Here is a 26329-nt window from a genome sequence, read left to right on the forward strand (position 1 = left end):
GCTCCGGTCAGGCGTACTCGATGTTCAGAACTTCGTAGGACCGCACGCCGCCGGGGGTGCGCACCTCGACACTGTCGCCTTCGTCCTTGCCGATCAGGGCGCGGGCCATCGGGGATTTGATGTTAAGCAGGCCGTTTTCGATATTGGCCTCATACTCACCCACAATCTTCCAAGTCTTTTCCTCGTCGGTGTCTTCATCGACCAACGTCACCTTGGCCCCGAACTTGATCGCGCCGGACAGCTTGGCCGGATCGATAACGTCGGCCAGCGACAGGATACCTTCCAGTTCCTTAATGCGGCCTTCGATAAAGCCCTGCTTTTCGCGCGCTGAATGATACTCGGCGTTTTCCTTCAGGTCGCCCAGTTCGCGCGCTGTTGCGATCGCCTCGATAATCGCCGGGCGTTCAACGGATTTCAGGTTTTTCAGCTCTGCCTCGAGCGCGGCATTGCCCGCAGGCGTCATCGGAATCTTTTCCATACTCTTGTCGTCCACGCATAAAGTGATGCGCCCCGCCGCATGGAACCAGCGTCGGGGCGATTTGATGGGTTGGCAAATACCTGACCCAAATGAGGCGTGAAATGCAAGAGGGCATGGTCCTGCACCGGGCGGATTACAGCCTAGTCGTAACTAATCACTTCGAATTCGATGTCATTGTCATCATTGAAATAGAACCGACGTCCGGGTTCGTAATCGGCGTGGGATTTGGGGGTGAAGCCTGCGTCGATTACCCGTTGCTCGGTGGCGGCGATGTCTTCGACCAGCACGCCCACATGGTTCAACCCGCCAACGATGTCATAGCTGCTTTCGCCCGAAGGTTGCGGATCGCTGGGTGCGTAAAGCGCCAGATAGGTATGCGCGCTGCCCACATGTACCGTGTACCCACCCGCGATGGCGGGGCCTTCCCAGCGGGTTTTCCAGCCAAACACCTTGCTCATCCACGCGGCCGAGGCCTGCGGATCGCGGACGGTGAAATTGGTATGTTCAAGCGTCGCCATCATGGGATCTCCTTTGCGAATTGAGGCTTGTCCCGATTCACCGTAATTTCTAAACCTAGCTTTAGGTCAAGGAATTTTTGAGGGTAAAATGGCGGTATCTGAAGGGCTGACAATTGGCGCTCTGGCGCAGCGCACCGGGTTGGCGGTTTCCGCCATTCGTTATTACGAGGCGCAGGGGTTGATCGCCCCCTGGCGCAACGCGGGCGGGCAGCGGCGCTATCAGCGTGCCGATATCAGGCGACTGAGCTTTGTCATGATCGCCCAGCAATTCGGCCTGACCTTGCCCGAGATTCGCGAGGTGCTGTCTGGCCTGCCCGGAAACCGCACGCCGACACCGAAAGACTGGCAAAAGATTAGCGTCGGTCTGCGGTCCCATCTAGACCACCGAATCGATACCCTGACGCGGTTGCGCGACAATCTTGACGGCTGCATTGGATGTGGCTGCCTAAGCCTGCCAAAATGCGCCCTTTACAACCCAGATGATCGCGCCAAATCCCATGGTAGCGGTCCCAGATACCTGATGGGGGACACCCCAGAGGCATAACTGCCGCATTGCAGCAATGTTACGCCGTGTTTTGATTGACCAAGGTCTTTCAGAACATGTAATCAGCCGTGAAACAATATTGCGCAGACCACGCAGTGAAAGCGCCAATTCGGAAAAGTTAGCTAAGGAGCCCGCGATGGCCGAGATTGAACGCGAAGCGATGGAATACGATGTGGTGATCGTGGGTGCAGGCCCCGCGGGCCTGTCGGCGGCCATCCGTCTGAAACAGCTGGATGCCGACCTGAACGTTGTCGTTCTGGAAAAGGGTTCCGAAGTGGGCGCGCATATCCTGTCGGGTGCGGTTCTGGATCCGTGCGGTCTGGACGCGCTGATCCCTGATTGGAAGGAAAAGGGCGCGCCGCTGAACGTGCCGGTGCACGAAGACAATTTCTACATGCTGGGTGAGGCGGGCAAGATCCGTATCCCTAACTTCCCGATGCCGCCGCTGATGAACAACCACGGCAATTACATCGTCTCGATGGGTAATGTTTGCCGCTGGATGGCCGAGCAAGCCGAAGAGTTGGGCGTGGAAATCTTCCCGGGCATGGCTTGTTCCGAGTTGGTTTACGGCGAGAACGGCGAAGTCAAAGGCGTGGTTGCCGGTGTATTCGGTCTGGAACCCGATGGGTCCTATGGTCCGGGCACCGAGCCGGGCATGGAGCTGCACGGCAAATACGTCTTCCTGTCTGAGGGCGTCCGTGGTTCGTTGTCCAAGGAAGTCATTGCCAAATACGACCTGTCTGCTGGTAAAGAGCCGCAGAAATACGGCGTCGGCATGAAAGAAATCTGGGAGATCGACCCTGCCAAGCACAAGGAAGGCAGCGTCACGCACACGATGGGCTGGCCTCTAGGCAGCAACGCAGGTGGCGGATCGTTCATCTATCATCTTGAGAACAATCAGGTTTATGTCGGTTTCGTGGTTCACCTGAACTACAAGAATCCGCACCTGTACCCGTACATGGAATTCCAGCGCTTCAAGCACCACCCGATGGTGGCCGAGCTGCTGAAAGGCGGTAAACGCGTGGCTTATGGTGCCCGTGCGATCACCGAGGGCGGCTATCAATCGATGCCGAAACTGGTGGCTCCGGGCGTGGCGCTGCTGGGTTGTTCGGCGGGCATGGTCAACGTGCCGCGCATCAAGGGCAACCACAACGCGATGCTATCGGGCAAGGCGGCAGCCGAGGCTGCGTTCGATGCGATCAAGGCCGACCGCTCGGGTGATGAACTGACTGCCTATGAGGTCGATGTGCGCGAAGGCGCCATCGGCAGCGACCTGAAAAAGGTGCGCAACGTCAAGCCGCTGTGGTCGAAATACGGCCTGACCGCCAGCCTGATGCTGGGTGGCATGGATATGTGGACCAACACGCTGGGCTTCTCGCTGTTGGGGACGCTGGGCCATGGCAAGAACGACGCGCAGTCGACCGAAGAGGCAAGCAAGCACCAGCCCATCGATTATCCCAAACCCGATGGTGCGCTGTCCTTCGACCGTCTGACCAACGTTTCCTTTGCGATGACCAACCACGAGGAAAGCCAGCCTTGCCATCTGAAGCTGACCGACCCCGAAATTCCGGTGAAGGTCAACCTGCCCAAGTTCGACGAACCAGCGCAGCGTTACTGCCCGGCGGGTGTCTACGAGATGGTCGAGGATGAAGAAGGTCCGCGATTCGTGATCAACTTCCAAAACTGCGTCCATTGTAAAACCTGCGATATCAAGGACCCCAGCCAGAACATCACCTGGACCACGCCGCAGGGCGGGGATGGACCGAACTATCCCAATATGTAAGCGAAAAACCGGGCACTGGCAGGGTCGTGAAGGCTCTGCCATTGCCTCTTGCCAGCCAAAGCCCTAGCTTATTGCGCAGACAAGAATAGCAAGGCAGGATTGTGGTGGTTTCTCTGGTTCGTCGCGCAGCGCTGGCTGTGCTGTTCACCTCGTCTTTTGTACTTCCGGTTCAAGCGGATAACGGGTCCGGCGCCTATCTGGCCGGCCGACAGGCGATTTACGAGAACGACTATACCGCAGCCGAGAGATACTATGCCCGGGCTCTGAAGGCCGATCCCGAAAACGCGACACTGTTGGAAAGCGTAGTCGTAGCCCGCCTGTCGCTGGGCGAGGTGCAGCGCGCGCTGGCGGTTGCACAGGCGATCGAAGAGATGGGTCTGCCCAGCCAGGCCGCGCGGATGGTGATCACCGCCAATCTGGGGGCCGAGGGCAAGCTGGACGAGCTTTTGGCGCTGGATCCCGAAACACAGGGCGTAGGGCCTCTGGTCGACGGTTTGATGATGGGTTGGGCCTATTTGGGGCAAGGGGCCATGACCCGCGCGATGGAGCAATTCGACGAAGTTGCCACGCAGGACGGGTTGCGCGACTTCGCGCTGTATCACAAGGCGCTGGCCTTGGCGTCGGCAGGTGATTTCGAAGGCGCAGAAGAGGTGTTTACGGCGCATAACGGCGCTGTCTCCCGGTTTTCGCGCCGTGCGGCACTGGCCCGCGCCGAGGTTCTTTCGCAACTGGATCGCCATGACGACGCCGTGCAGTTTCTGGCCGAGGTCTTTGCCGCTGGCAGCGATCCGTCCATCGAAGGTTATGTCGCGCGTCTAAGCGCCGGTGAAACACTGCCCTTCACCCATGCGCAATCGGCTCAGGACGGGATGGCCGAAGTGTTCTTTTCAGTAGGTGCGGCACTCAGCAATGAAGCGGCGCAGAACTACGTCTTGCTTTATGTGCGCATCGCCGCGTTCCTGCGGCCCGACCATGTGGATGCCATCCTGCTGAGTGCCGAGCTGCTGGACGAGCTGGAACAATATGATCTGGCGGTCGAGGCTTACCGAAAGGTGCCACCCAGCAGCAGCGATTACCACGCGGCTGAATTGGGGCGGGCCGAAGTGCTCAGCCGGTGGGGCAAGAAAGATGCCGCTGCCGAAGTGCTGCAGAGCCTTTCCAGCCAGAGCCCGAACCTGCCCAGCGTGCATGTGGCATTGGCCGATCTGCAGCGCCAGCAAGAGGAATACGCGGCGGCCGTTGCATCCTATGACAGGGCCATCGACCTGACCGAAGGCGGCAACTGGTTCCTGCACTATGCCCGCGGCATCTCGCACGAACGGCTGAAGAATTGGGATCAGGCCGAGTCCGATTTCCGCCGCGCGCTGGAGCTGAACCCGGATCAGCCGCAAGTGTTGAACTATCTGGGCTATTCGCTGGTCGAACGGCGCGAGAAACTGGACGAGGCGCTTGAGATGATCGAACGCGCCGTCGCAGCGCGGCCTGACAGCGGCTATATCGTCGATAGTCTGGGCTGGGTATTGTTCCGTCTGGGCCGCTACGACGAGGCGGTCGACCATATGGAGCGCGCGGTCGAGCTGATGCCGGTCGATGCGGTGGTGAATGACCATCTGGGTGATGTTTACTGGGCCGTGGGCCGCGCGCGAGAGGCCGAGTTCCAGTGGAGTCGTGCCCTGTCTTTCATCGATCCCGAAGATACGGATGGCGAGGCCGACCCCGAACGCATCCGCCGCAAGCTGGAAATTGGACTGGACGCGGTTCTGGCCGAAGAAGGAGCCGAGCCGTTGAAGGTCGCTAATGGCAATTAAGGCCTTCGCGCCCGCCAAGATCAATCTGACCCTGCATGTCACCGGCCAGCGGCCGGACGGCTATCACCTGTTGGATTCGCTGGTGGTGTTCGCAGATGTCGGCGACACGTTGGAGTTCTCGCCCGGAGCCGAATTGTCGATGGCGGTCAATGGTGAACACGCTGCGGGCGTGCCCACGGATAACCGTAATCTGGTCTGGAAAGCGGCCGAGGCCGTAGGCTGGACCGGACGCATCGACCTGAACAAGGTGCTGCCCCATGGGGGCGGGATCGGTGGTGGATCCTCGGACGCGGCAGCGACATTGCGGATGACTGCGGATCAAGGAGAGGACATCTCGCCAGACGTGGCGTTGTCATTGGGTGCGGACGTTCCTGTGTGCATGTTGGCCGCTGGTGCGCGGATGCGCGGTATCGGTGAGCAGTTGGATCTGATCAAATTGCCTCCTTTGCCTGCCCTGCTGGTCAATCCCGGCGTCGAAGTGCCCACAGGCGCGGTATTCTCGACTTTGGCCAGCCGTGATAACCCGCCCATGCCGGACGAGATACCAGCGTTCAACACACCCGAGGACTGCGCCACGTGGTTACAGGATCAGCGTAATGATCTTGAGCCGCCCACCACCGGGCTGGCCCCGGACGTGGCCCACGTGCTTGAAGAACTGACAGACACAAAGAATAGCCTTCTGGCCCGGATGTCGGGCTCAGGTTCGACCTGTTTCGCGCTCTATCCTACGATGAAAGACGCGCATTTCGCGGCTTATGAGATTGGCGCGGCCCATCCCGATTGGTGGTGCCGCGCAACGCAGCTTAATTGAGGCGTGAGACTACGTAATCGGCCAGATCGCGCAGCAGGGTGCGGATTTCGTGATCGGGCAGGGCGTCCAGCGATGCCTTGGCCTTAGCGGCCCATCCAAATGCATCTGCGCGGGTGGCGTCCAGAGTGCCGTACTTGCCCATTAGGCTCAGCGCATGTTCCAGATCACCGTCTTCCTGACGGCCACGGCCAATAGTGCGCTCCCAAAAGGCGCGTTCCTCGGGGTTTGCCTGCGCCACGGCCTTGATCACAGGCAGGGTCAGCTTGCGTTCACGGAAATCATCACCGACATTCTTACCGGTGGCTTTGCTATCGCCCTGATAATCCAGCAGATCATCGGCGATCTGGAAGGCGATACCCAAGGCGTCGCCATAGTCATACAGCGCTTTGACCTGTTCTTCGGAGGCTCCGGCGATCACACCGCCGACCTCGGTCGCGGCCGAGAACAGTGCGGCGGTCTTACCGCGCACGACCTGCAGGTAAATCGCCTCGTCCGTTCCCAGATCGGTGGCGGCCGTCATCTGCAGCACTTCACCCTCGGCAATGGTGGCCGAGGCATTGGCCAGAATGTCCAGAACCCGCAGCGATCCGGTCTCAACCATCAGCTGGAAACTGCGGGAGAACAGGTAATCGCCGACCAGAACACTGGATTTGTTATCCCACAGCAGGTTCGCGGTAGGCCGCCCACGCCGTTGGGCGCTTTCGTCCACCACGTCGTCATGCAGCAGAGTTGCGGTGTGGATAAATTCGACCGTTGCCGCCAGGCGCACATGGTGATCGCCCGGATAGCCAAACAGACGGGCCGCCGCCAGCGTCAGCATCGGGCGCAGGCGCTTGCCGCCCGCTTCAACCAGATGCGCAGTAACTTCGGGAATGCGCGGCGCGTGCTCAGAGGCCATGCGCGTGCGGATCAGCTCATTGACCGCGTCCATTTCGCCGGCCAGAATTTCCGCCAGTCGCTCATGCGGTTTTGTGATCGTGTCGATATCCATCACACTCCTGATACAAGGCTCGACTTTCGGCGGTCCTTGCCCTTACATCCATCCCCATGAAAGAACTTTTGCGCAGCACCGATCCAACGATCCTGGCCTTTGCTTCGGCCCTTCTTGAAGGTGAGGATATAGACTGCTTTCAGATGGACGTAAATATGAGCATCCTCGAAGGTGGCATCGGAATCTTTCCGCGCCGCCTGATGGTGCGGGCGGATGACCTGACCCGCGCAGAAAGAGTGATGCGCGACAATGACATACCGCTGGGGCGATGAGTTTTTTTCCCGATACAGACCTGACCTGTAACGATTTTTTGAACGGGCGCGTGCGCCTGTGGCAACCGCGTTCAGGCTATCGCGCCGGAGTTGACCCGGTCCTTTTGGCGGCAGCGGTTCCGGCGACACGTGGTCACACCGTGCTGGAACTGGGCTGCGGGGCCGGGGCGGCGATCCTGTGTCTGCTGGCCCGTGTTCCAGGGGCGCAAGGGGTCGGGGTTGAGCTACAGGCGCCTTATGCCGATCTGGCGCGCCGAAATGCGGTGGAAAACGGCGCGTCGCTTGAGGTGATTGAAACTGATCTGAATGCTTTGCCCGCGGAATTGAAGCAGCAGCAATTCGATCATGTCATTGCCAATCCGCCCTATTACCGCGAAGGGGCGCACAGCCCTGCCGCGGACAGGGGGCGCAGCATTGCCTTGGGAGAGGAGACACCGCTGGCAGATTGGTTTGACGTTGCTGCCAAGCGCCTTGCGCCTCGTGGGTATCTGCACATGATCCAAAAAGCTGACCGTTTGCCCGATATGCTGGGAGGTTGCGCAGGGCGGTTGGGTTCTGTCGAGGTGCTGCCGCTGGCCGCGCGCACCGGGCGGGCCGCTGAGCTGGTGATTTTGCGGGCGAGAAAGGGTGGCCGGGCCGCGTTTCGGCTGCACGCACCGCTGATTTTGCACGTGGGTGACCGTCATGAAAAAGACGGCGAAAGCTATACGACTCAGGTCTCGGCCGTGTTGCGTGATGGGGCTGCGATCTGCGGCATTTTCGACTGATAGGCAGTAACCAGCCGAATTTGTCGGATTTATTATAGTTTCTGTGCGTCTGCAGCGTGACAGGGTGGAAACGATGTGGTCAACTTCTTACGTGAAACTCAGACACCAACAGAGGAGTATCGCCATGAGCGTGAGCGCACACCTGACCGAACTGAAGAAAAAGCACGAAAACCTCGGTCTTGAAGTAGAACAAGCCCAACGCTCGCCTGGCATCGACGATCTCCATATTGCTCAGCTTAAAAAGCAGAAGCTAAGGCTTAAGGAAGAGATCGAGCGACTGTCGAACTAGCGTCTCATACTGGCCCGAGCGGCGATAGCCGCGCCGCCTGTGATCAAAACCGCCGCGATCGCCAGACCCCAGGACGGGGCGGCGATCCCGGCCACAACCAAAGCAAGCGTAGACAAAAGGGGTGCCGCATAGGACGCCGTGCCCAGCATCTGAATGTCGCCCTGCTTGACCCCAATATCCCAGACATAGAATGCCAGCCCAACAGGCCCCAGCCCAAGGGCCGCGACCGAGGCCCAGCCGATGGCACTATCAGGCCAGACGGTCTCTTCCACTGTCAGATGCAGCAGGCCCGAGGCAAATGCTGCGGCGATGCAGAACACAGCGACGGAACTGGTTGGTGTCGTGCCCAACCGGCGCGACAGGACCGAATAGCCCGACCATGTCAGCGCGCAAAGCAACGCCAGCCCGTAGCCCGGTAGGTGATCGGCCTGAAACCCCATGCCGCCGCCTCCGGCGATGATCACCGCCGCGCCGGCAAAGCCAAGGCAGGCGCCAATCAGATGTCCGATCCGCAGATGCTCTCCCGGCAGCAGTCCCGAAAACAGCACGATCAACAGCGGCCAGAGATAGGCGATCAACCCGGCCTCGGCCGCCGGAGCCATGCGCAGGGCCGAGAAATACAGTGCGTGATAGCCGAACAGCCCTGCGGTGCCGAACAGGTATGTCGTCCAGGGCACCGTGCGAAGCTGGCGCAGCCCGCCATTCGCCCCGGCCCAGATCAAACCCAACGTTCCACCGATCGAAAAGCAGATGGTGTTCAGCAGCAAGGGTGGGGTCGGAGATGAGCCCACAGTGAACAGGGCCAGCAAGGACCACAACAAAACGGCAATAAACCCTATGGCAGTTGCGCGTGTTTTGGTCATAGGGTCGGGATGTCTTCTACTGGGATAATCTTGAATTCGTCCGAGATATGCGCGGTTTTCTCGATCTCGGCAACGAACCAATCGCGAAACGCTGCGATCTGGGGCCGGTTTTCAGCGCCTGGCAGGCACAAAAAACGGAACCGACCGCGGGTCTCGATAGCGACCTTGAAGGGGGCGACCAGCCGCCCCTCGGTCAAGTCCTTCAGGATCATGGCGCGCCGCCCCAGCACCACGCCAACACCAGCAACGGCGGCGTCAATCGCGTGATCAGCGTTCGAGAACCGCGCGCCATGTTCGGGTGTGAAATCGATCCCCACCGCCTGGAACCAGGTGGGCCAGTCGCACCGCGGCCGAAGAAACGCAATCGAGTCGTCATGGATCAACGGCGCGTTCTTCAGGCTTTCGACGGTTGGAAACTGTTCGGCCAGTTCGGGGGTCATCACCGGTGTCAGCCACTCTTTTCGGACGGGGACGGAATACAACCCCTCATCCGGGCCATAGCCAAAGCGGATGGCCACATCCACATCGTCGCGTTCCAGGTCCACAATCCGCAGAGTGGCTGAGAACTTGAGGTCGATCTCGGGATGCGTCCGAGCAAAGTCATAAAGTCGAGGTGCCAACCACTTGGCTGTCAGCGCCGGACCCGCAGTCACCGTCAGGCTGGTGTCATTGCCCTGCCGCCGCGTCGCCTGCCACGCGGCTTGCAGAGTGGCAAACCCTTCGGCCGCACCGGGGGCGAGAGCTCGTCCGGCCTGGGTCAGTTCCACCGCGCGGTTAAGGCGGTGAAACAAAGGGCGGCCCAGATGCTCTTCCAGCGATTTGATCTGAAAGGACAGTGCTGCGGGCGTGACGTGCAACTCGTCCGCCGCCTTGGCAAAGGACATGTGCCGTGCAGCAGCATCAAAGGCGCGCAAAGCGGTCAGAGGGGGAAGGGATGTGCTCATGACGTCAAAAATTCTTAACTGAAACCTGTAGAAACCTCGTTTGTCAGCTTGGAATGTAGGGCGCATAGTCAACTCAAGTCAAACATACTTGAACTGAAAGGAAGTCTGCCATGATCGAGGTCACCACCAACACGGCAACCGCCCGCGCCTTTCAGCGCGCACATTTGGAACGGTCCCGCGCAATCAACAATGCCCTGAAGTGGCTGTTCGGTTCCCGCTGAGCGCAGCGCGCGCGTTCTTACGGGATAAAAAAGGGCCGGTCCAAAAGGACCGGCCCGATTTCTTGCAGGATCGTCTGATCAGACGAAGAACTGCGCACCGTTGGCCGAAATGGTCGAGCCGTTGATGAACTGAGAATCATCCGACGCCAGAAAAGCCACGCAGCGGGCGATTTCTTCGGGCTCACCCAGACGACCGGCTGGGATTTGGCCGATGATGGCTTCACGAACTTTTTCCGGAACCGCCATGACCATTTCGGTTGCGATGTAGCCGGGGCAGATCGCATTGGCGGTGATGCCTGCACGCGCACCTTCCTGCGCCAGCGACTTCACGATGCCCAGATCGCCTGCTTTGGTCGCGGCATAGTTCACCTGAGCGAACTGGCCTTTCTGACCGTTGATCGAGCTGATGACGATGATGCGTCCGAACTTGCGCTCGCGCATACCGGGCCAGACAGGGTGTACGGTGTTGAATACGCCGGTCAGGTTGGTGTCGATCACTTGATGCCACTGTTCCGGGGTCATCTTGTGGAACGGTGCGTCGCGGGTGATGCCTGCGTTGGCAACGACGATGTCGATCGGGCCGACCTCAGCTTCGACCTTTTCGATGCCCGCTTTGGATTCGTCATAATCGGCTACGTTCCACTTGTAGGTGGCGATACCGGTTTCCTCGGTGAATTTTGCTGCGGCTTCGTCATTCCCCGCATAGGTGGCAGCAACATTGTATCCTTCGGCCTTAAGCGCCTTGGAAATTGCTGCGCCGATGCCGCGGGAACCGCCGGTAACGAGTGCTGTACGTGCCATTGAGGACTCCTCCAATTTAGTCTGCTTGGTAATTCTGTTACTCTGAGAGAGATTGCTGCGCAATATCGTTTCGTGTTCGATTTTGTCTTTCTGTCCGGCGATATTGTCGCATCTATCGGGTAAAGGGTGATTGTAACAAAAAAGGGCGCCCATCGGACGCCCTTTTTTATTTAGATGTCAACGCACTTAGTCACGCTCCACGCAGAGGGCGACACCCATGCCGCCACCGATGCAGAGGGTCGCCAGACCCTTCTTGGCGTCGCGACGCTTCATTTCGAACAGCAGCGTGTTCAGAACGCGGCAGCCGGATGCGCCGATCGGGTGACCGATGGCAATCGCGCCACCGTTGACGTTCACGATCGAAGGGTCCCAACCCATATCCTTGTTCACGGCGCAGGCCTGTGCAGCAAAGGCTTCGTTGGCTTCGACCAGATCCAGATCGTCAACCGACCAGCCTGCTTTTTCCAACGCTTTGCGCGACGCATAGATCGGACCAACGCCCATGATCGACGGGTCCAGACCGGCGGTTGCGTAGGACGCAATGCGAGCCAGAGGCTCAATCCCACGCTTCTCGGCGTTTTCGGCCGACATCAGCAGGGTGGCCGCGGCACCGTCATTCAGACCGGATGCGTTCGCTGCTGTGACCGAGCCGTCCTTGGTGAAGGCCGGGCGCAGTTTTGCCATGGCTTCCATGGTGGCGCCGTGACGGATGTACTCGTCGCTGTCCATCACGATGTCGCCCTTGCGGGTCTTGATAGTGAACGGCACGATTTCGTCTGCGAACTTGCCGGCCTTTTGTGCGGCTTCGGCCTTGTTCTGCGAGGCGACGGCGAATTCGTCCTGCATGTCGCGGCTGATCTGCCATTTCTCGGCCACGTTTTCGGCGGTCTGACCCATGTGATAGCCGTTGAAGGCGTCCCACAGGCCGTCGCGGATCATCGTGTCGATGTATTTCATATCGCCCATCTTGTGACCGGCGCGTAGGGCGGCAGCGTGGGGCGAGAGGGTCATGTTTTCCTGACCGCCGGCGGCAACGATATCGGCGTCACCCAGTTGTATGTGCTGAGCACCCAGCGCAACGGCACGCAGGCCCGAACCGCAGACCTGGTTAATGCCCCAGGCTGCGCTTTCTTGCGGCAGACCGGCATTGATATGCGCCTGACGCGCGGGGTTCTGACCCTGAGCGGCCGTCAGAACCTGACCCATGATGGTTTCACTTACTTCACCCTTTTCGACGCCAGCGCGTTCAACGACGGCCTCAAGCACGGCAGTGCCCAGATCATGTGCGGGTGTGTTTGCAAACGAGCCGCCAAAACTGCCGACACCGGTGCGTGCTGCGGATGCGATTACTACGTTGGTCATATAGACAATCCTTTACCATCAAGGTCCTGTGGGAACCGTAACGGCGCGGATCGCAAAGGCAAAGCCCCTGTGAACCAGAGCGCCTCCTGATCCCCCGCTCCAACTGCACATGGCATAGCGCAATGCTGCAAACGCAGCAACGGTCACCTTGTCTCAGGGTGCCCTGAGGGCAGTTTTGCGTGGTTAGCTGCCGGTTTGCTGGGGCTTTTGGTCTTTCCACGGGGCTGAGACTGTAGGCGCTCCGAACAAATAACCCTGCAGGCAATCAACACCATTGGCCACAAGGAATTCGGCATCTGCCTTGTTCTCTACCGATTCGGCCGTCACCAGAATCTCGAACTCCCGCGCCACGGCGACCAGGGCGCGAACCAGCGCCTGATTATCTGGGTTGTCGCTGATGCCGCGCACAAATTGCCCGTCAATCTTGGCGGCGTCGAACAGAAACTCTCGGAAATGACGAAAGCTGAAATTGCTTGCGCCGAAATCATCCAGCGCAAAGGCTACACCACGCGGTTGCAGCCGGTCCATGAAATCGATCACCAGTTCGGGCACTGTCATGGCCGAACTTTCCGAGATTTCCAGAATCAATCGCTCACCGATACGGGCGTCTTTCTTCAGAAACCGGTCGAGCACGCGCGAATATCGGGCATACCCGATTGAGCGGGCGGACATGTTAATCGACAAGCGGATGTCTGGGTTTCCTGCCAGCGTCCGCAGCCCCATTTCCAGCGCGACGCAGTCCAGGTCGCGCCCGATAGGAGTGTTTTCTAGCTGCGGCATGAAATCCCGCGCGGGAATAACCCGCCCGGTTTCGTCCAGCACCCTGATGAACCCTTCGTAAAAGGCAACGCCAAACGGGGGATGGGCCTGCATCACCGGTTGAAAGGCCAGCTTGCATTGTTTGTGCTTTACCGCGTCGGTCGCCATCTGAACCGTGGACGTATCGCGGGAAGCAACGGCCGCGTTCAACGGGCTTTCGCCGCCCTCGGGCACATCTGTCTGTCTGTTTTCCCGCATAGCTTTGCCATTCCCGTTACGTCGCCGCTCGGGGTTTGATTTCAGAGCAAAACAATGAATCTGCGGTTAAAGGGCGGGAATTTGGTGCGCTTCAGCGCGTGGTTTCCCAGACGCGACCCAAAGCCGCCGCTGCGCCGATCACGGCGCCCATGAAGCCCAAGGCAAGCATGGCAAATCCTAACGCAATGATGCTGGGTGCGCCCCCCGCCAGTGCCGTCAGCATTGCCAGAACCAGTCCGACCAGACCCATAACAGTTGATACAGTTGTCAGTCTGGACATTTCGGCCTCCGGTTACTCGATACGGGTCACATCCGCTGAATATGGAATGTGAAATCCCGCTTTCAAGGTAAGGGGGGTGCCGGGTCGGCGGATTTAAGCCTGTTTTGCCTGCGTATTGGGCGTTTTCACCTCTTGATGCTCAAATCCGGGCGTTCCGCGATCTTCCGGATGCCGGGCTAGGTGTTTGGCTTTGATTTGCTCTGAGCTGTCGCGGCTGCCGTCATGGCTGTAGCCCGGCGGTGCAAAGCAATAGGCCAGACGTTCGCGGAGGGTCAGCCCGGGCTGGGTCGCGTCGTGCCAGATGCTGACCCATTCGTGAAAGGCCACGCGCAGCGGGTTAAATGTGCCGATATTGTGGACCAGCCCGTAATCGACGCGGTCGTCCTCTTGTTCCGGCACGAAAGTCCCGAACATCTTGTCCCAGATGATGAAGACACCGGCATAGTTGCAGTCCAGATACCGGGCGTTGCGACCATGATGGGCGCGGTGGTGACTGGGGGTGTTCATCACCGCCTCAAACCAGCGAGGCATCTTGCCGATGGCTTCGGTGTGAATCCAGAACTGGTAGACCAGGTTCAAACCGCCGCAGAACAGCACCATCGCCGGGTGAAAGCCCAGAAGGATCAGCGGCGCGCGTACCACCATCATGAAGGTGAACGTATAGGTCCAGGTCTGCCTAAGCGCTGTCGTCAGATTATAGTGCTGTGAACTGTGATGGTTCACATGGCTGGCCCAGACCCAGCGGATGCGGTGGCCAAAGCGGTGCACCCAGTAATATCGCAGGTCGTCTAGTACAAAGCACAGGATGATCACCGGGATCGAGGTGCCCAGGTTCAGCGGCGTGATCTGCCACAACCACATGAAGAACCCGTAGGCGATAAAGCCCAGCAAAAAGCCCGAGGCGATATTCCCGGCACCCATTACCAAAGAGGTCACCGCATCGCGCGTCTCATACCGGCCGCCTTTGCCTTTGACGGCGATCCACAGAAACTCGGCCAGAATGGCGGCGATAAAAAAGGGTACCGCCCATTGAACGGCGTCCGGGAAAGTCACTTGGTCAGTCATGAGGGTTCCATCAGATGTTCCCAGTGCGGGCGTTCGAATTCATCAAGACGGACGATGGCTTTGGGTGTGCCGAATTCATGGAACTGAATCTCGAACCCTTCAGGGTGGTCCAACCAGTCGAAATCCAACAGATGACGCGCCACGGTATCGGCGCCGAAAGACCACAGCAGTCCGTTGCCGGTCTCGGTGCGGATCAGGGCCGCATGTTTGTCATGCGCTATGGTGATGTCGATGATCTCATCGTCGGGCGCATGGCGCAGCCACTCCGAGCGCGCGGTTTCAGGCGTCAACTCGCGCACGCGCGACCGACCTGACAAATGCAGCAGCACTGTAACGCCGACGATGCCGCCGACAACCAGAACCAGCAGTATTTCAAGCGCCATTCCGTCCTCCCGCCCGCAGAGTGCAGAGCGGTCAGGATGCTGTCAAAGGTTGCGTGGCGTCAGCCTGCCTCAAGCGTGTCGAGGATCTCGTGCTGAACGACACGTTTCACAAAAGGCACCAATCCATCGGGGCCCGAGGCGCGGTCCTTGAGGTGGATGCAGATATCCGGCCTGCGGGCGGCAATGATGGCCACCATTTCGCCGCGTATCTTGTCATCCAGACCGGCACCCATGATGGCGCAGACAATCCGCGGCTCGGCATCCAGTTGCCGCCGGACCTCGTCCTGATCGTGTGCGCCCAGCCATTGGATCGGCATGTGATCCAATTGTCGCGCCACATCGCCGATGACATTTGGTAAGCGACCTATCAACAGTACTACGGGTTTCATCGTCGCCTCCGTATCCAGTTTCGTACCACCACCGTTTTGGATGGCGGTAACGCTAGTTTAGCATGGAATTCGGTCCGCAGCTTGACTGGCTATTGCAATGAGTAGATCGTCGAGCTTCCCTTGCCCTTCTCACGCGTCATTTTGACGGTGGTCCCGTCGACTTCGAAAACCTGACAATCAGTGCCAAGGGCTTTGCCATCCAGCACACCATTGCGGCACCAGAACTTCTTGTCCCACACCCAGTTTCCGCTGAACTTTTTCCCGTTGGTCAACTTGGCCGAGATTGTACCATCTGCATTGGCAATAAAAACATTGCCTTGGTCATCGACGAGCTTCTTGCCAACAAGTTCATTGTTGAACTGTTCGGCTGTTTTGACCCTCTTAAAGTCAGCCTGAGCGGGTCCTGCAACCATCAATGCGACTGCAACAATTGGCGCCAGTTTAAATCCAGTCATTACTATTCCCCCAAAACAATTGAGATTGGGAGAATAGCACGATTCGGGTACGTAGAGGCGCAGGCGTTAACTTTCAGCGCCTACCAGCGTCGAGATGATCGCCTTGGCGCTGTCCGAATTCCACTCGGCATCCCCGATCAGACGGGCAATCTCGTCGCCGTTGGGGTCTAGGATCACCGTGATCGGCAGGGCAATTACACCGAATTCCCGCGCCACAGCCGAGCCTTTGTCCTGATGACGGGGCAGATTTTCGATTCCGTTCTCCTCGAAGAACTTCTTGATCCCGGCAGGCGAGTTGCGTCCGGTGGCCAGTGTCAGCACTTCGAACTTATCGCCGCCGAACTCTTCCTGCAGTTCGGCGATTTGGGGCATTTCCTTGCGGCAGGGTGCGCACCATGTGGCCCAGAAGTTCACCAGAACATACTTACCCTTGTAGTCCTCAAGCGTCGCAGTGCCGCCATCGTCTTCCAGCTGGAATTCGACCAGTTCGTGGGGTTTCGGCTCTTTGTGCAGAATCAGCCGTTTCAGTGTGCCGTCTCGCAGCGGGCCCAGAGTTTCCGCATCCGTGGCCAAAGCCGCGTTTGCACCCAGCGCAAGGGCCATATAAAGGGGGATCAGACGAAATAGGCGCATATCAACTCCGGGTTTTCTTACATGACCGATCAATCCTCGAACCAGATGTGGGGCGGCCGCTTTGCCGCCGGTCCAGACGCGATCATGGAGGCAATCAACGCCTCGATCGGGTTCGATCAGCGGATGGCAGCCCAGGACATTGCAGGCTCGCGCGCCCATGCCGCCATGCTGGCTGCCACAGGCGTTATAACTGATAGTGATGCGCAGGCTATTCGGGAAGGGCTGCTCACCGTTTTGTCAGAAATCCAGAACGGAGAATTTCAATTCTCGACCGCGCTGGAAGACATCCACATGAATGTGGAGGCGCGCCTGAAAGAGGTGATTGGCGAGCCTGCTGGCCGTTTGCACACAGGCCGCAGCCGAAATGATCAGGTGGCGACCGATTTCAAACTCTGGGTGCGTGATCAGCTTGATGCGGCTGAAACCGGCCTGCTGGCCCTGATCCGCGCGCTTTTGGCACAGGCCGAGGCCGGGGCGGATTGGGTCATGCCGGGCTTTACCCACCTGCAGACCGCGCAGCCGGTGACATGGGGTCATCACATGATGGCCTATGTTGAGATGTTCGGCCGGGATCTGAGCCGCGTCCGTGATGCCCGCGCCCGAATGAACGAATCCCCCCTCGGCGCTGCGGCGCTGGCCGGAACGTCCTTCCCCATCGACCGTCACATGACCGCCGAGGCGCTGGGCTTTGACCGCCCCGCCGCGAACTCGCTGGATGCCGTCAGCGACCGTGACTTCGCGCTGGAATTCCTATCGACCGCATCGATCTGCGCCGTTCACCTATCGCGCTTTGCCGAGGAGCTGGTAATTTGGTCTTCGGCCCAGTTCCGGTTTGTCACGCTGTCGGATCGCTTTTCGACCGGGTCGTCGATCATGCCACAGAAGAAGAATCCCGATGCGGCGGAACTGATCCGCGCCAAGGTGGGCCGGATTTACGGCGCCAACACCGCGCTGATGATGGTGATGAAGGGCTTGCCGCTGGCTTATTCAAAGGACATGCAGGAAGACAAAGAACAAGTCTTCGACGCCGCAGACAACTGGATGCTGGCACTGGCGGCGATGGAAGGCATGGTTAAGGACATGACAGCCAACCGCGAAAGTCTGGCCGCTGCCGCGGGTTCCGGTTTCTCGACCGCAACCGATCTGGCCGATTGGCTGGTGCGGGTGTTGGGCCTGCCGTTCCGCGACGCCCACCACGTAACGGGCTCGCTGGTGGCCATGGCCGAGAGCAAAGGCTGCGACCTGCCTGACCTGACGCTGGAAGACATGCAATCCGTGCACGCCGAGATCACCGATGACGTCTATTCTGTCCTTACAGTCCAAAACTCTGTAAACTCGCGGCAGTCTTATGGTGGCACGGCACCGGATCAGGTGCGTGCCCAGATCAAGCGGTGGAGAGCGCTGGTATGATGCAAGTACTACGTGTGGTCCTTCTTATTGCGGCTGGGTTTGCCCTGGCCGCCTGCGGCGCTGACGGCGAGCCAATCCAGCCAACCGCCAGCCTGGGTATCGGTGTTGGGTCGAGTGGAACCCATGTCGGTGGCGGTGTCGGGCTCCAGCGCGGTGGCTTGGGTGTCTATTTGGGCGTCTGACGCCTTTGCAATTCGACTGCCGCGCCCCTATGTGCAAGGTATGAACGGCCTTGCGCCGCCCCCTAAGCACAAGACGACACGATGAAATTTTTAGGCCTGATCCTGTCCCTCGCCGTTCTAGCGGCCTGCGATCCATCTTACGCGCCCAGTTCCGAGCCTGCGGAGAATTCGGGGCGCTCTGGCGTCGCGCTTTCGGGCTATGCACGGGTTGGTGTGTCGACCACCAACTGACGGAACGCTCAGGGGCGTGCAGAATCCATTGATCAGACGGGCGGTTTTGGTCTAAGCGCGCAGTCATGGATCACTTTCTTTACCGCGACGGCGCGCTTTTCGCCGAGGATGTCCCAATCTCCGAAATCGCTGCCGCGGTCGGAACTCCGTTCTATGTCTATTCGACGGCGACGCTGCTGCGACACTTCCAGTTGTTCGATGACGCGCTTGAGGGCACCGAACACCTTGTCTGCTATGCGATGAAGGCCGCCAGCAATCAGGCGATCCTCAAGACGTTGGCGCAAGCCGGAGCGGGGATGGATGTGGTGTCGGGCGGAGAATACCTGCGCGCCAAGGCAGCCGGTGTGCCCGGCGAAAAGATCGTGTTCTCGGGCGTTGGCAAAACGGCGGATGAGATCCGTACCGCGCTGACCGGCGGTATCCGCCAGTTTAACGTCGAATCCGAGCCTGAGATGGAAGTGATCAACGCCGTTGCGTTGGAGCTGGGCATGGTCGCGCCGATCACTGTGCGGGTGAACCCCGACGTCGACGCCAAGACCCATGCCAAAATCGCCACCGGCAAGTCCGAGAACAAGTTCGGCATCCCGATCGCGCGCGCTTCTGAGGTCTATGCTCAAGCGGCTGCCTTGCCGGGGCTCGAGGTGATTGGCATTGATGTCCATATCGGCTCGCAACTGACTGAGCTGGAGCCGTTCGAGCTGGCCTATACCAAGGTCGCCGAACTGACCGAGCAATTGCGTGCCGAAGGTCACAACATCCGCCGTCTCGATCTGGGTGGGGGCTTGGGCATTCCCTATACCCGCGCCAATGATGCGCCGCCGCTGCCGGTGGAGTATGGCGCGCTGATCAAGAAAACGCTGGGCCATCTGGGCTGTGAGATCGAAATCGAGCCGGGCCGCCTGATTGCCGGCAATGCCGGATTGATGGTCAGCAAGGTGATTTATGTGAAATCGGGCGAGGGCCGCGATTTCCTGATCCTCGACGGGGCAATGAACGATCTGATCCGCCCTGCAATGTATGAGGCGCACCACGATATCGTTGCCGTTCAGGAGCCCGAACCGGGCGTCGAGCAGCAGCCCTATGATATCGTCGGCCCGGTCTGCGAATCCGGCGATACCTTTGCCAAACAGCGCAACATGCCGCCGCTGGCACCGGGCGATCTGGTCGCTTTCCGCAGCGCTGGGGCCTATGGCGCCGTGATGTCGAGCGAATACAACACGCGCCCGCTGATCCCCGAAGTTCTGGTGCACGGGGATCAATTTGCAGTTATTCGTGAACGGCCAACCTTTGACGAAATCATAAACCGCGATACCATACCTTCGTGGCTTTGACGCGATGACCGCGCGGGCCTGTTCAGGAGGCCCGACTTGACCGCAAGACCGACCCTGCCGATCCCTAGACTATCCCTGTGGCTGACGCATGCAGGGATGCTGGCCGAGCAGGTTTTGCGGGCGTTTTGGCCGTTTTTCTCAGGTTTTATGGCGATTCTGGCCGCTTTGATGCTGGGGCTGCAGGATCATGTCCCGGTCGAACTGGTCTGGATCGCGGGCGCGCTGGCCCTTTTGGCGCTGCTGGCGACGCTCATCTGGGGCGCAAGGCGATTCCATGTACCGTCCCGCACCGAAGCCCTGATGCGACTGGACGAGTCCCTGCCAGGGCGGCCGATTCAGGCGCTGATGGACGATCAGGCCATCGGCGCGATGGATGCGGATTCGGTTGCACTGTGGCACGCGCACCAGACACGAATGGCCCAGCGGGCGGCGCAGGCCGACCCGGTGAAGCCTGATTTGCGGCTGGCCGACCGTGATCCTTTCGCCTTGCGGTATTCTGCCCTGTTGGCGCTGGTAATCGCGGGGTTGTTCGGGTCGTTCTGGCGCATCGGATCGGTGGCCGAGATGACACCGGGCGCAGCAATCGCAGGGCAAGGACCCAGCTGGGAAGGCTGGGTTGAACCTCCGCGCTATACCGGCCTGCCGACGCTCTATCTGGCCGACCAAACCGATCCAACGCTTTCGATCCCGCAAGGCAGCCGCATCACCCTTCGCTTTTACGGAGAGGTTGGCGCCCATAGCTTGACGGAAACAGCCACGCCTTTGGGAACTGAGGGCGCAACCGAGCCGGAACAGGAATTTGTCGTTGATCGTTCGGGTCAGATTAAGATTGCGGGCCCGTCCGGGCGCGACTGGGCGCTGGAGGTGGTTCAGGATACCGCGCCCAACATCAGTGTCGCGGACGTGGCCGAGGCCGAGGCGGGCGGGCAGATGAAGCTGCCCTTTGCCGCCAGTGATGACTATGGCGTTGTGTCCGGCAGCGCCACGATCAGGCTGGATCTTGACGCGGTGGATCGCCGGTACGGACTGACCGTCGCCCCCGAGGCGCGCGAGGAGATCGAAGTTGAATTGCCGATGCCGATCACCGGCGACCGGGCCGATTTCACTGAGGACCTGATCGAGGATTTCTCGCAGCATCCCTGGGCGCATCTGCCGGTGACAATCACTCTGACAGCGCGCGATGCGGCGGATCAGGAAAGCCAGTCCGAACCCTATATGACCAAACTGCCCGCGCGGCGGTTTTTTGATCCGCTGGCGGCGGCAGTGATCGAACAGCGCCGCGATCTGTTGTGGTCGCGGGACAACGCGCTGCGGGTTGCACAATTGCTGCGCGCGGTCTCGAACCTGCCCGAGGGGTTCTTCCGCTCGGACACTGCCTATCTGCGCCTGCGCGTCACCCTGCGCCGGCTTGAGGCGTTCACCAAATACGACCTGAAGCCCAAACAGCAGGAAGAGATTGCCCAGGCTCTTTGGGATTTGGCTGTCGTCATCGAAGAGGGCACGCTGGCCGACGCTTTGGAACGGATGCGCCGGGCGCAGGAACGCCTGTCCGAAGCTATGAAAAATGGCGCCTCGGATGAAGAGATCGCCGAGCTGATGCAGGAGTTGCGCGAGGCGACGCAGGACTATATGCGCCAGCTACAGCGTCTGGCACAGGAAAACGGTGAGTTTGACGAGAACCAGCAAGGCCAAAACGGTGAAACCCTGCAGATGACGCAGGATGATCTTCAGCGGATGATGGACCGTATTCAGGAACTAATGGAACAAGGCCGCATGGCCGAGGCGCAACAGGCGCTGGAAGAGTTCCAGCAGATGATGGAGAACATGCGCGTCACCCAGGGACAGGGGCAGGGCCAGCAATCCGAAGGCCAGCAGGCCATGGAAGGGTTGGCCGAAACACTGCGGGAGCAGCAGGGGCTGAGTGATCAGGCTTTCCGCGATCTGCAGGAACAGTTCAACCCCGGTGCGCAGGCTGGTGAAAGCGAAGGCAATGAAGGCCGCAATGGCGGTCTGGGTCGTGGTCAGAGCCACGAGGGTCAAGGCGGTCAGGGCCAAGGGTCTGATGAGGGTGAGGGCAATCAGCAGGGTCAGGGGTCGCTGGCAGACCGCCAGCAGGCGCTGCGCGATGAACTGGGTCGTCAGCAGCAAAGCCTGCCCGGCGCCGGAACGCCTGAGGGCGAGGCCGCGCGCGATGCGCTGGGCCGCGCAGGCCGCGCCATGGACGACGCCGAAGAGGCGCTGCGCAGCGACGATCTGGCCGAGGCCATCGACCGTCAATCTGAGGCGATGGAAGCGCTGCGCGAAGGCATGCGCTCATTGGGTGAGGCTTTGGCCCAGAACCAACAAAACCAGCCCGGTCAAGGGTCGCAGGATGGGGATATGCAGGCAACTAGCCGCGATCCGCTGGGACGTAGCCCGGGCGCGAACGGATCGATTTCGACCGATGACAATTTGCTACAGGGTGAAGACGTGTACCGTCGTGCACGTGAATTGCTGGACGAGATTCGCCGTCGAACCGGCGAAACGGACCGTCCTCAGATCGAGTTGGAATACCTCAAGCGGTTGCTGGAACGGTTCTAGCGCCCTGCGACCGGATCAGTTTTGTGCCGTTCCCGCAGTCTGCGCCTCGAGCCACAGCCGCGCCTGATCCACCATCGTCACATAGGGCTCCAGGATCGGTTCGGCCTGTGGAACGGCCTGGCTGATTTGCTGCGCATTGCCGTAGATCAGCATCAGAATAATCCCGACAATCAGGATTGCCGCAAAGCCGCGCATAAAACCACCGGATTTGCGCGGTGGGGTCTCTTCCGCCGCTACAATGTCATCGCTTCGCAGGCTGGAATTGATCGCCTCGACATCCGGAAGCACGTCTTTCTGGCCCGCATCCTCTGCGGTTTCGGTGGCCGTCAGCTCTTTGATGGCGCGTTCTGTGTCGGGTTCGGGCTCGGGCGGGGTATCCAGCGCCAGATCGGTCTGGGTCTCGAGGCTGCCGCCTTCTTGTGCGCGCAGATCGGCTTCGCGGGCGGCCTCTTCCTTGAGGATGCTGGCGACCGCCGGATCGACATTCCCTGTCGCCGCAGGTTCACTGGGTTTATCAGGTTCGCTGGGGCGAACTGCGGCCGCTGGTTCGAGCGTAGGCGCAGGTTTGGGCGGGGGTGCAGGTTTTTTGTCTACCTTTACCTCGGTCACACGCGCAAACGCTTCCTCAGCAGCCTTTGCGGGTTCGGGCTCCGCCTCTGCGGGCGTTTCTTCAACAACAGGCTCGGCTGCCGCAGGGGCGGGCTGGTCTGGGTACTTGGCCTGAAACCACGTGTTCTCGCAATTCGAGCATTGCACGTCGCGGCCTTCTTCGGGAATGACCTCGTCTGGCACCTCGTATTGGGCGCTGCAATTCGGACAAGTAAGACGCATGCTGCCTCCTGGGCGGGCCCTCGACCCGATAATAGTTTTTTCAGGGATGTTATTCCGTTAAGACACGACCGCAAAGGGTGTTTTCGGTTTCACGGCACAAGTGTCACCAATTCGACCCGGTGCAAGCATTGAAACCACAACCGCGCTCGGGCAAGAAGGGCGGCAACTAAAACGGGGGCCCCTGTGATCGAGCTGGAAAATGTTAGCTACACCTATGGTGGTGGCGAACTGCTGAGCGACGTGTCCCTGCAGCTGCAACCGGGGTCGTTCCACTTTCTGACCGGCCCGTCGGGTGCGGGTAAGACCACTCTGCTCAAGCTGTGCTACGGCGCGCTGCTGCCTACATCCGGGCGGCTGAGCGCGTTCGAACAGGACGTCGCGGGGCTGGACCGGGACCAGATGGCCTTGCTACGCCGCCGGATTGGTGTCGTGCATCAGGATTGTCGGTTCCTGGACCATATGACAGTGATGGAAAACGTTGCCCTGCCGCTGATGGTGTCGGGGCAGGCTGAAACCGCGAAACGAGAGGACCTGAGCGAGTTGCTGTCCTGGGTCGGTCTGGGCACGCGGCTGGACGCACATCCGCCGGAACTGTCCGGGGGGGAACGTCAGCGCGCCGCGCTGGCCCGCGCCGTGATACTGTCGCCCGACATGGTGCTGGCGGATGAACCCACTGGCAATGTGGACTGGGAGATGTCGCAACGCCTGCTGCGTCTGCTGGTCGAACTGAACAGGATGGGCAAAACTGTTTTGATCGCCACCCATGATCTGAGCTTGATCCGCGCCGCCAAAAGCCAGGTACAGGCGCGCGTTTTACGGATCTCACAACGTCAGGTGCAACTTGCGGGGGCGGACCTATGAGCAAAGGGACGATCCGGAACCTGCTGCAACGGGACGCGCGCGCTGACCGCGTCGTGCCTCCTACTGGCTACACTGCGCATCTCACCCTGTTCGTCTCGGGTGCGATGGCCTTTCTGACGGTGTTTGCGCTGGCGCTGTCGCTGGCCTCGGGGCGGTTGGCCGATCGTTGGGCGACGGAACTGGCCGGGGCCGCCACCCTGCGCATCAACGCCCCAGCTGACCAGTTGGCGGCCCAGACCGAGGCTGCTTTGGCTGTGCTTGGCCAAACTCCCGGCGTCGCCTCAGCCCGGGCACTGACGACCGAGGAACAAGCCGCGCTGCTGTCGCCTTGGTTCGGACCGGACCTGCCGCTCGAGACGCTTCCAATACCGCAACTGATCGAAATTATCGAAGGTGAACCCGGTCTGGATGCGACCGGCCTGCGCCTGCGGTTGGGGGCCGAAGTGCCGGGCGCTGTGCTGGACGACCACACCCGCTGGCGCGAGCCGCTGGTGGATGCGGCGATGTCGCTGCGGCGACTGGGCTGGGTCTCGATCCTGCTGATCGGTGGTGCCACAGCGGCGATGATCACGCTTGCGGCCAATGCTTCGCTTGCGGCCAACGCCCAGATCATCGAGGTGCTGCGTCTGGTCGGCGCCCGTGACCGTTTTATCGCGCGTGCCTTTGTGCGGCGCTTTACCTATCGTGCGTTTTTTGGTGCGGTGGTCGGGGTTCTGTTGGGGATGACCGGCGTACTGCTGCTGCCCGAGGCTTCGGACGAGGGCGGCTTTCTGACTGGTCTGGGCTTTCAGGGCGCAGGTTGGCTGTTGCCCGTGCTGATCCCATTTCTGGGCGCCGCCGTTGCCTTTTTAGCAACCTGGACCGCCGCCAGCCGCAAATTGAAGGAGCTTTCGTGATGGCCACAGCGTTTCAATGGGTTCGTTCGCTGATCTTCATGATCGTGATCTACGCTTGGATGCTGATCCTGGGCATCGCGTTCGCCCCCTACGCCTTGTTTACCAAACGCGGCGCGCTGCAGGCCTGCAAGACCTATGCCCGCACAACCATGTGGTTGGCCCGCTGGATGGTGGGCATCCGCACCGAGGTTCGCGGCACAGTGCCCATGGATGAGGTGGTCGTCGGTGCCAAGCACCAGTCCTTCCTCGATATCATCATGATTTTCGATGCGGTGCCGCATGGCAAGTTCATCATGAAAAGGGAACTGCTCTGGACCCCGGTTATCGGCATGTATGCGCGCCGCCTTGGTTGTATCCCGGTTGATCGCGGTAAAAAGGGTGCGGCTGTGGCCAAGATGGTCAAGGACGTCTCGAAGGAATTCACGGAACCCGGCCAGTTGGTCATCTACCCGCAGGGCACCCGCGTCGCGCCGGGAGTGCATCGTCCCTACAAGGTGGGCACGGCGGTTCTGTACGAAGGTCTCGGCTTTCCCTGCGTTCCGGTAGCGACCAATGCCGGTGTTTTCTGGCCGCGCACGGGCGTTTTGCGCAAACCCGGGCTGGCGATTGTAGAATTCCTCGACCCGATCGAGCCGGGCGTTGGCCGCAAAGATTTCCTGGGACGGCTAGAAGACGTGATCGAAACACGCTCTGACGCATTGATGAAAGAAGTGGGGTTTGACCCGGATGGAGTTCATTGAAGATATCGAAGCGCTCGAGGGGCTGTATGGCACACCCGCCGCGCCTTCTTTGCGCAAGGTGGCGCATAGCCTGACGCCTCTTTACCGCAAATGGATCATGGCTTCACGGCTGTGCATTCTAAGTACGGTCGGTCCTGAAGGCACCGATGGCAGCCCGCGCGGGGATGATGGCCCGGTGGTGCTGGAACTTGACCCCAAAACGCTGGCGCTGCCGGATTGGCGTGGCAACAACCGTCTGGATTCCCTGCGCAATATCGTGTGCGACCCGCGCGTGGCGCTGATGTTTCTGGTGCCGGGATCAAACAACGTTGTCCGCGTCAACGGTCAGGCGCGGCTGACGGCGGATGCCGACCTGCGTGCCCGGTTCGAGAAGAACGGGAAGCAACCTGCTACTGTTGCGGTTATCGAGATTTCTGAGATCTACACCCAATGCGCCCGGGCAATGATGCGTGCCCGCACCTGGAGCGCGGGCGACGAAAGTGCAGACCTCCCCACTGTGGGCGAGATTCTGGCCGAGGTGAGCCAAGGGGAAGAAGGCGGCGCGCGCTACGATGCCGAATGGGGACCACGCGCCGCAAAAACTATGTGGTAAA

Annotated in this window: 31 protein-coding genes; 16 read left to right on the forward strand and 15 right to left on the reverse strand. The window is 60.0% G+C overall.

The window, feature by feature from the left end; genetic code table 11:
- Window positions 1-7 precede the first annotated feature (7 nt).
- On the reverse strand, window positions 8-478 hold the full coding sequence (gene greA / locus ACXAGD_RS00935) for a transcription elongation factor GreA (RefSeq protein ID WP_170327221.1): 471 nt from the start codon (window positions 476-478) through the stop codon (window positions 8-10).
- A 140-nt stretch (window positions 479-618) separates the two neighbouring features.
- A complete protein-coding gene (locus ACXAGD_RS00940) occupies window positions 619-999 on the reverse strand; it encodes a VOC family protein (protein WP_475207949.1) in 381 nt (126 codons plus the stop codon).
- Between the two features lie 85 nt (window positions 1000-1084).
- Between ACXAGD_RS00940 and soxR the strand changes: the two genes are divergently transcribed.
- The 4 genes from soxR (at window position 1085) to ACXAGD_RS00960 (ending at window position 5942) form a co-directional block, all read left to right on the forward strand.
- Window positions 1085-1540 (forward strand): redox-sensitive transcriptional activator SoxR, encoded by a 456-nt coding sequence (gene soxR / locus ACXAGD_RS00945; protein WP_475207950.1) that lies wholly within the window; start codon window positions 1085-1087, stop codon window positions 1538-1540.
- 136 nt (window positions 1541-1676) lie between these two features.
- Complete coding sequence (locus tag ACXAGD_RS00950) at window positions 1677-3323, forward strand: electron transfer flavoprotein-ubiquinone oxidoreductase (RefSeq protein WP_475207951.1); 1647 nt, start codon at window positions 1677-1679, stop codon at window positions 3321-3323.
- 104 nt (window positions 3324-3427) lie between these two features.
- Window positions 3428-5131 carry a tetratricopeptide repeat protein gene (locus ACXAGD_RS00955; protein ID WP_475207952.1) on the forward strand — a complete coding sequence of 568 codons (1704 nt, stop codon included), beginning with the start codon at window positions 3428-3430 and terminating at the stop codon, window positions 5129-5131.
- The gene (locus tag ACXAGD_RS00960; protein ID WP_475207953.1) at window positions 5121-5942 is read left to right on the forward strand and encodes a 4-(cytidine 5'-diphospho)-2-C-methyl-D-erythritol kinase; all 822 of its coding nucleotides are present in this window, start codon (window positions 5121-5123) and stop codon (window positions 5940-5942) included. The genes ACXAGD_RS00955 and ACXAGD_RS00960 overlap by 11 nt, the downstream gene beginning before the upstream one ends.
- On the opposite strand, the gene ACXAGD_RS00965 is transcribed toward ACXAGD_RS00960, so the two are convergent.
- The gene (locus ACXAGD_RS00965) at window positions 5935-6933 is read right to left on the reverse strand and encodes a polyprenyl synthetase family protein (RefSeq protein ID WP_475207954.1); all 999 of its coding nucleotides are present in this window, start codon (window positions 6931-6933) and stop codon (window positions 5935-5937) included. The genes ACXAGD_RS00960 and ACXAGD_RS00965 overlap by 8 nt on opposite strands.
- Window positions 6934-6989: 56 nt before the next feature.
- Here ACXAGD_RS00965 and ACXAGD_RS00970 point away from each other — a divergent pair, with 56 nt between their 5' ends.
- The 3 genes from ACXAGD_RS00970 to ACXAGD_RS00980 all read left to right on the forward strand — a co-directional run bounded on the left by ACXAGD_RS00970 (window position 6990) and on the right by ACXAGD_RS00980 (window position 8261).
- Window positions 6990-7205 carry a putative signal transducing protein gene (locus ACXAGD_RS00970; RefSeq protein WP_170387439.1) on the forward strand — a complete coding sequence of 72 codons (216 nt, stop codon included), beginning with the start codon at window positions 6990-6992 and terminating at the stop codon, window positions 7203-7205.
- Window positions 7202-7972, forward strand: coding sequence for a tRNA1(Val) (adenine(37)-N6)-methyltransferase (locus ACXAGD_RS00975; RefSeq protein WP_475207955.1), 771 nt, complete (start codon window positions 7202-7204; stop codon window positions 7970-7972). Before ACXAGD_RS00970 ends, ACXAGD_RS00975 begins: the two co-directional genes overlap by 4 nt.
- A 124-nt stretch (window positions 7973-8096) precedes the next feature.
- Window positions 8097-8261, forward strand: a complete 165-nt coding sequence (locus ACXAGD_RS00980) for a YdcH family protein (RefSeq protein WP_170385717.1) — start codon at window positions 8097-8099, stop codon at window positions 8259-8261.
- On the opposite strand, the gene yddG is transcribed toward ACXAGD_RS00980, so the two are convergent.
- From yddG to ACXAGD_RS01035, 11 genes are all read right to left on the reverse strand, one after another.
- Entirely contained in the window at window positions 8258-9124 is an 867-nt protein-coding gene (yddG, locus tag ACXAGD_RS00985) for an aromatic amino acid exporter YddG (protein WP_475207956.1), read from the reverse strand. The two genes, ACXAGD_RS00980 and yddG, sit on opposite strands and share 4 nt — an antisense overlap.
- Complete coding sequence (locus ACXAGD_RS00990) at window positions 9121-10068, reverse strand: transcriptional regulator GcvA (protein WP_475207957.1); 948 nt, start codon at window positions 10066-10068, stop codon at window positions 9121-9123. The genes yddG and ACXAGD_RS00990 overlap by 4 nt, the downstream gene beginning before the upstream one ends.
- A 299-nt stretch (window positions 10069-10367) precedes the next feature.
- Entirely contained in the window at window positions 10368-11090 is a 723-nt protein-coding gene (phbB, locus tag ACXAGD_RS00995) for an acetoacetyl-CoA reductase (RefSeq protein ID WP_170639891.1), read from the reverse strand.
- Window positions 11091-11276: 186 nt separating this feature from the next.
- Window positions 11277-12452 carry an acetyl-CoA C-acetyltransferase gene (locus tag ACXAGD_RS01000; protein ID WP_475207958.1) on the reverse strand — a complete coding sequence of 392 codons (1176 nt, stop codon included), beginning with the start codon at window positions 12450-12452 and terminating at the stop codon, window positions 11277-11279.
- 183 nt (window positions 12453-12635) lie between these two features.
- Complete coding sequence (locus ACXAGD_RS01005; protein ID WP_475207960.1) at window positions 12636-13469, reverse strand: EAL domain-containing protein; 834 nt, start codon at window positions 13467-13469, stop codon at window positions 12636-12638.
- Window positions 13470-13560: 91 nt separating this feature from the next.
- The gene (locus ACXAGD_RS01010; RefSeq protein ID WP_475207962.1) at window positions 13561-13749 is read right to left on the reverse strand and encodes a hypothetical protein; all 189 of its coding nucleotides are present in this window, start codon (window positions 13747-13749) and stop codon (window positions 13561-13563) included.
- A 93-nt stretch (window positions 13750-13842) separates the two neighbouring features.
- Window positions 13843-14814: a sterol desaturase family protein gene (locus ACXAGD_RS01015; RefSeq protein ID WP_475207963.1), complete on the reverse strand. Its 972-nt coding sequence runs from the start codon at window positions 14812-14814 to the stop codon at window positions 13843-13845.
- On the reverse strand, window positions 14811-15197 hold the full coding sequence (locus ACXAGD_RS01020; protein WP_475207964.1) for a hypothetical protein: 387 nt from the start codon (window positions 15195-15197) through the stop codon (window positions 14811-14813). The genes ACXAGD_RS01015 and ACXAGD_RS01020 overlap by 4 nt, the downstream gene beginning before the upstream one ends.
- A 59-nt stretch (window positions 15198-15256) precedes the next feature.
- The gene (locus ACXAGD_RS01025) at window positions 15257-15586 is read right to left on the reverse strand and encodes a hypothetical protein (protein ID WP_475207965.1); all 330 of its coding nucleotides are present in this window, start codon (window positions 15584-15586) and stop codon (window positions 15257-15259) included.
- Between the two features lie 89 nt (window positions 15587-15675).
- A complete protein-coding gene (locus ACXAGD_RS01030) occupies window positions 15676-16041 on the reverse strand; it encodes a hypothetical protein (protein ID WP_475207966.1) in 366 nt (121 codons plus the stop codon).
- 66 nt (window positions 16042-16107) lie between these two features.
- Entirely contained in the window at window positions 16108-16674 is a 567-nt protein-coding gene (locus ACXAGD_RS01035; RefSeq protein ID WP_475207967.1) for a TlpA disulfide reductase family protein, read from the reverse strand.
- A 21-nt stretch (window positions 16675-16695) separates the two neighbouring features.
- Between ACXAGD_RS01035 and argH the strand changes: the two genes are divergently transcribed.
- The 5 genes from argH (at window position 16696) to ACXAGD_RS01060 (ending at window position 22408) form a co-directional block, all read left to right on the forward strand.
- Entirely contained in the window at window positions 16696-18084 is a 1389-nt protein-coding gene (gene argH, locus ACXAGD_RS01040; RefSeq protein ID WP_475207968.1) for an argininosuccinate lyase, read from the forward strand.
- Window positions 18081-18266 carry an argininosuccinate lyase gene (locus tag ACXAGD_RS01045; protein WP_475207969.1) on the forward strand — a complete coding sequence of 62 codons (186 nt, stop codon included), beginning with the start codon at window positions 18081-18083 and terminating at the stop codon, window positions 18264-18266. The genes argH and ACXAGD_RS01045 overlap by 4 nt, the downstream gene beginning before the upstream one ends.
- 81 nt (window positions 18267-18347) lie before the next feature.
- Window positions 18348-18497: a hypothetical protein gene (locus ACXAGD_RS01050; protein ID WP_475207970.1), complete on the forward strand. Its 150-nt coding sequence runs from the start codon at window positions 18348-18350 to the stop codon at window positions 18495-18497.
- Between the two features lie 65 nt (window positions 18498-18562).
- Window positions 18563-19828 (forward strand): diaminopimelate decarboxylase, encoded by a 1266-nt coding sequence (lysA, locus tag ACXAGD_RS01055; RefSeq protein WP_475207972.1) that lies wholly within the window; start codon window positions 18563-18565, stop codon window positions 19826-19828.
- 36 nt (window positions 19829-19864) lie between these two features.
- Window positions 19865-22408: a TIGR02302 family protein gene (locus tag ACXAGD_RS01060; protein WP_475207973.1), complete on the forward strand. Its 2544-nt coding sequence runs from the start codon at window positions 19865-19867 to the stop codon at window positions 22406-22408.
- A gap of 15 nt (window positions 22409-22423) precedes the next feature.
- Here ACXAGD_RS01060 and ACXAGD_RS01065 read toward each other — a convergent pair whose 3' ends face one another.
- Window positions 22424-23239 carry a zinc-ribbon domain-containing protein gene (locus ACXAGD_RS01065; protein ID WP_475207974.1) on the reverse strand — a complete coding sequence of 272 codons (816 nt, stop codon included), beginning with the start codon at window positions 23237-23239 and terminating at the stop codon, window positions 22424-22426.
- Between the two features lie 183 nt (window positions 23240-23422).
- On the opposite strand from ACXAGD_RS01065, the gene ACXAGD_RS01070 reads away from it, so the two are divergent.
- From ACXAGD_RS01070 to ACXAGD_RS01085, 4 genes are read left to right on the forward strand one after another with little or no spacing between them, the layout of a single operon-like run.
- Window positions 23423-24100 (forward strand): cell division ATP-binding protein FtsE, encoded by a 678-nt coding sequence (locus ACXAGD_RS01070; protein WP_475207975.1) that lies wholly within the window; start codon window positions 23423-23425, stop codon window positions 24098-24100.
- Window positions 24097-24996, forward strand: coding sequence for a cell division protein FtsX (locus ACXAGD_RS01075; RefSeq protein ID WP_475207977.1), 900 nt, complete (start codon window positions 24097-24099; stop codon window positions 24994-24996). Before ACXAGD_RS01070 ends, ACXAGD_RS01075 begins: the two co-directional genes overlap by 4 nt.
- The gene (locus tag ACXAGD_RS01080) at window positions 24996-25736 is read left to right on the forward strand and encodes a lysophospholipid acyltransferase family protein (RefSeq protein ID WP_475207979.1); all 741 of its coding nucleotides are present in this window, start codon (window positions 24996-24998) and stop codon (window positions 25734-25736) included. The genes ACXAGD_RS01075 and ACXAGD_RS01080 overlap by 1 nt, the downstream gene beginning before the upstream one ends.
- A complete protein-coding gene (locus tag ACXAGD_RS01085; RefSeq protein WP_475207980.1) occupies window positions 25723-26328 on the forward strand; it encodes a pyridoxamine 5'-phosphate oxidase family protein in 606 nt (201 codons plus the stop codon). Before ACXAGD_RS01080 ends, ACXAGD_RS01085 begins: the two co-directional genes overlap by 14 nt.
- The last annotated feature ends 1 nt before the right edge of the window (window position 26329 follow it).

This window comes from Ruegeria sp. ABF4_144, assembly GCF_056160045.1.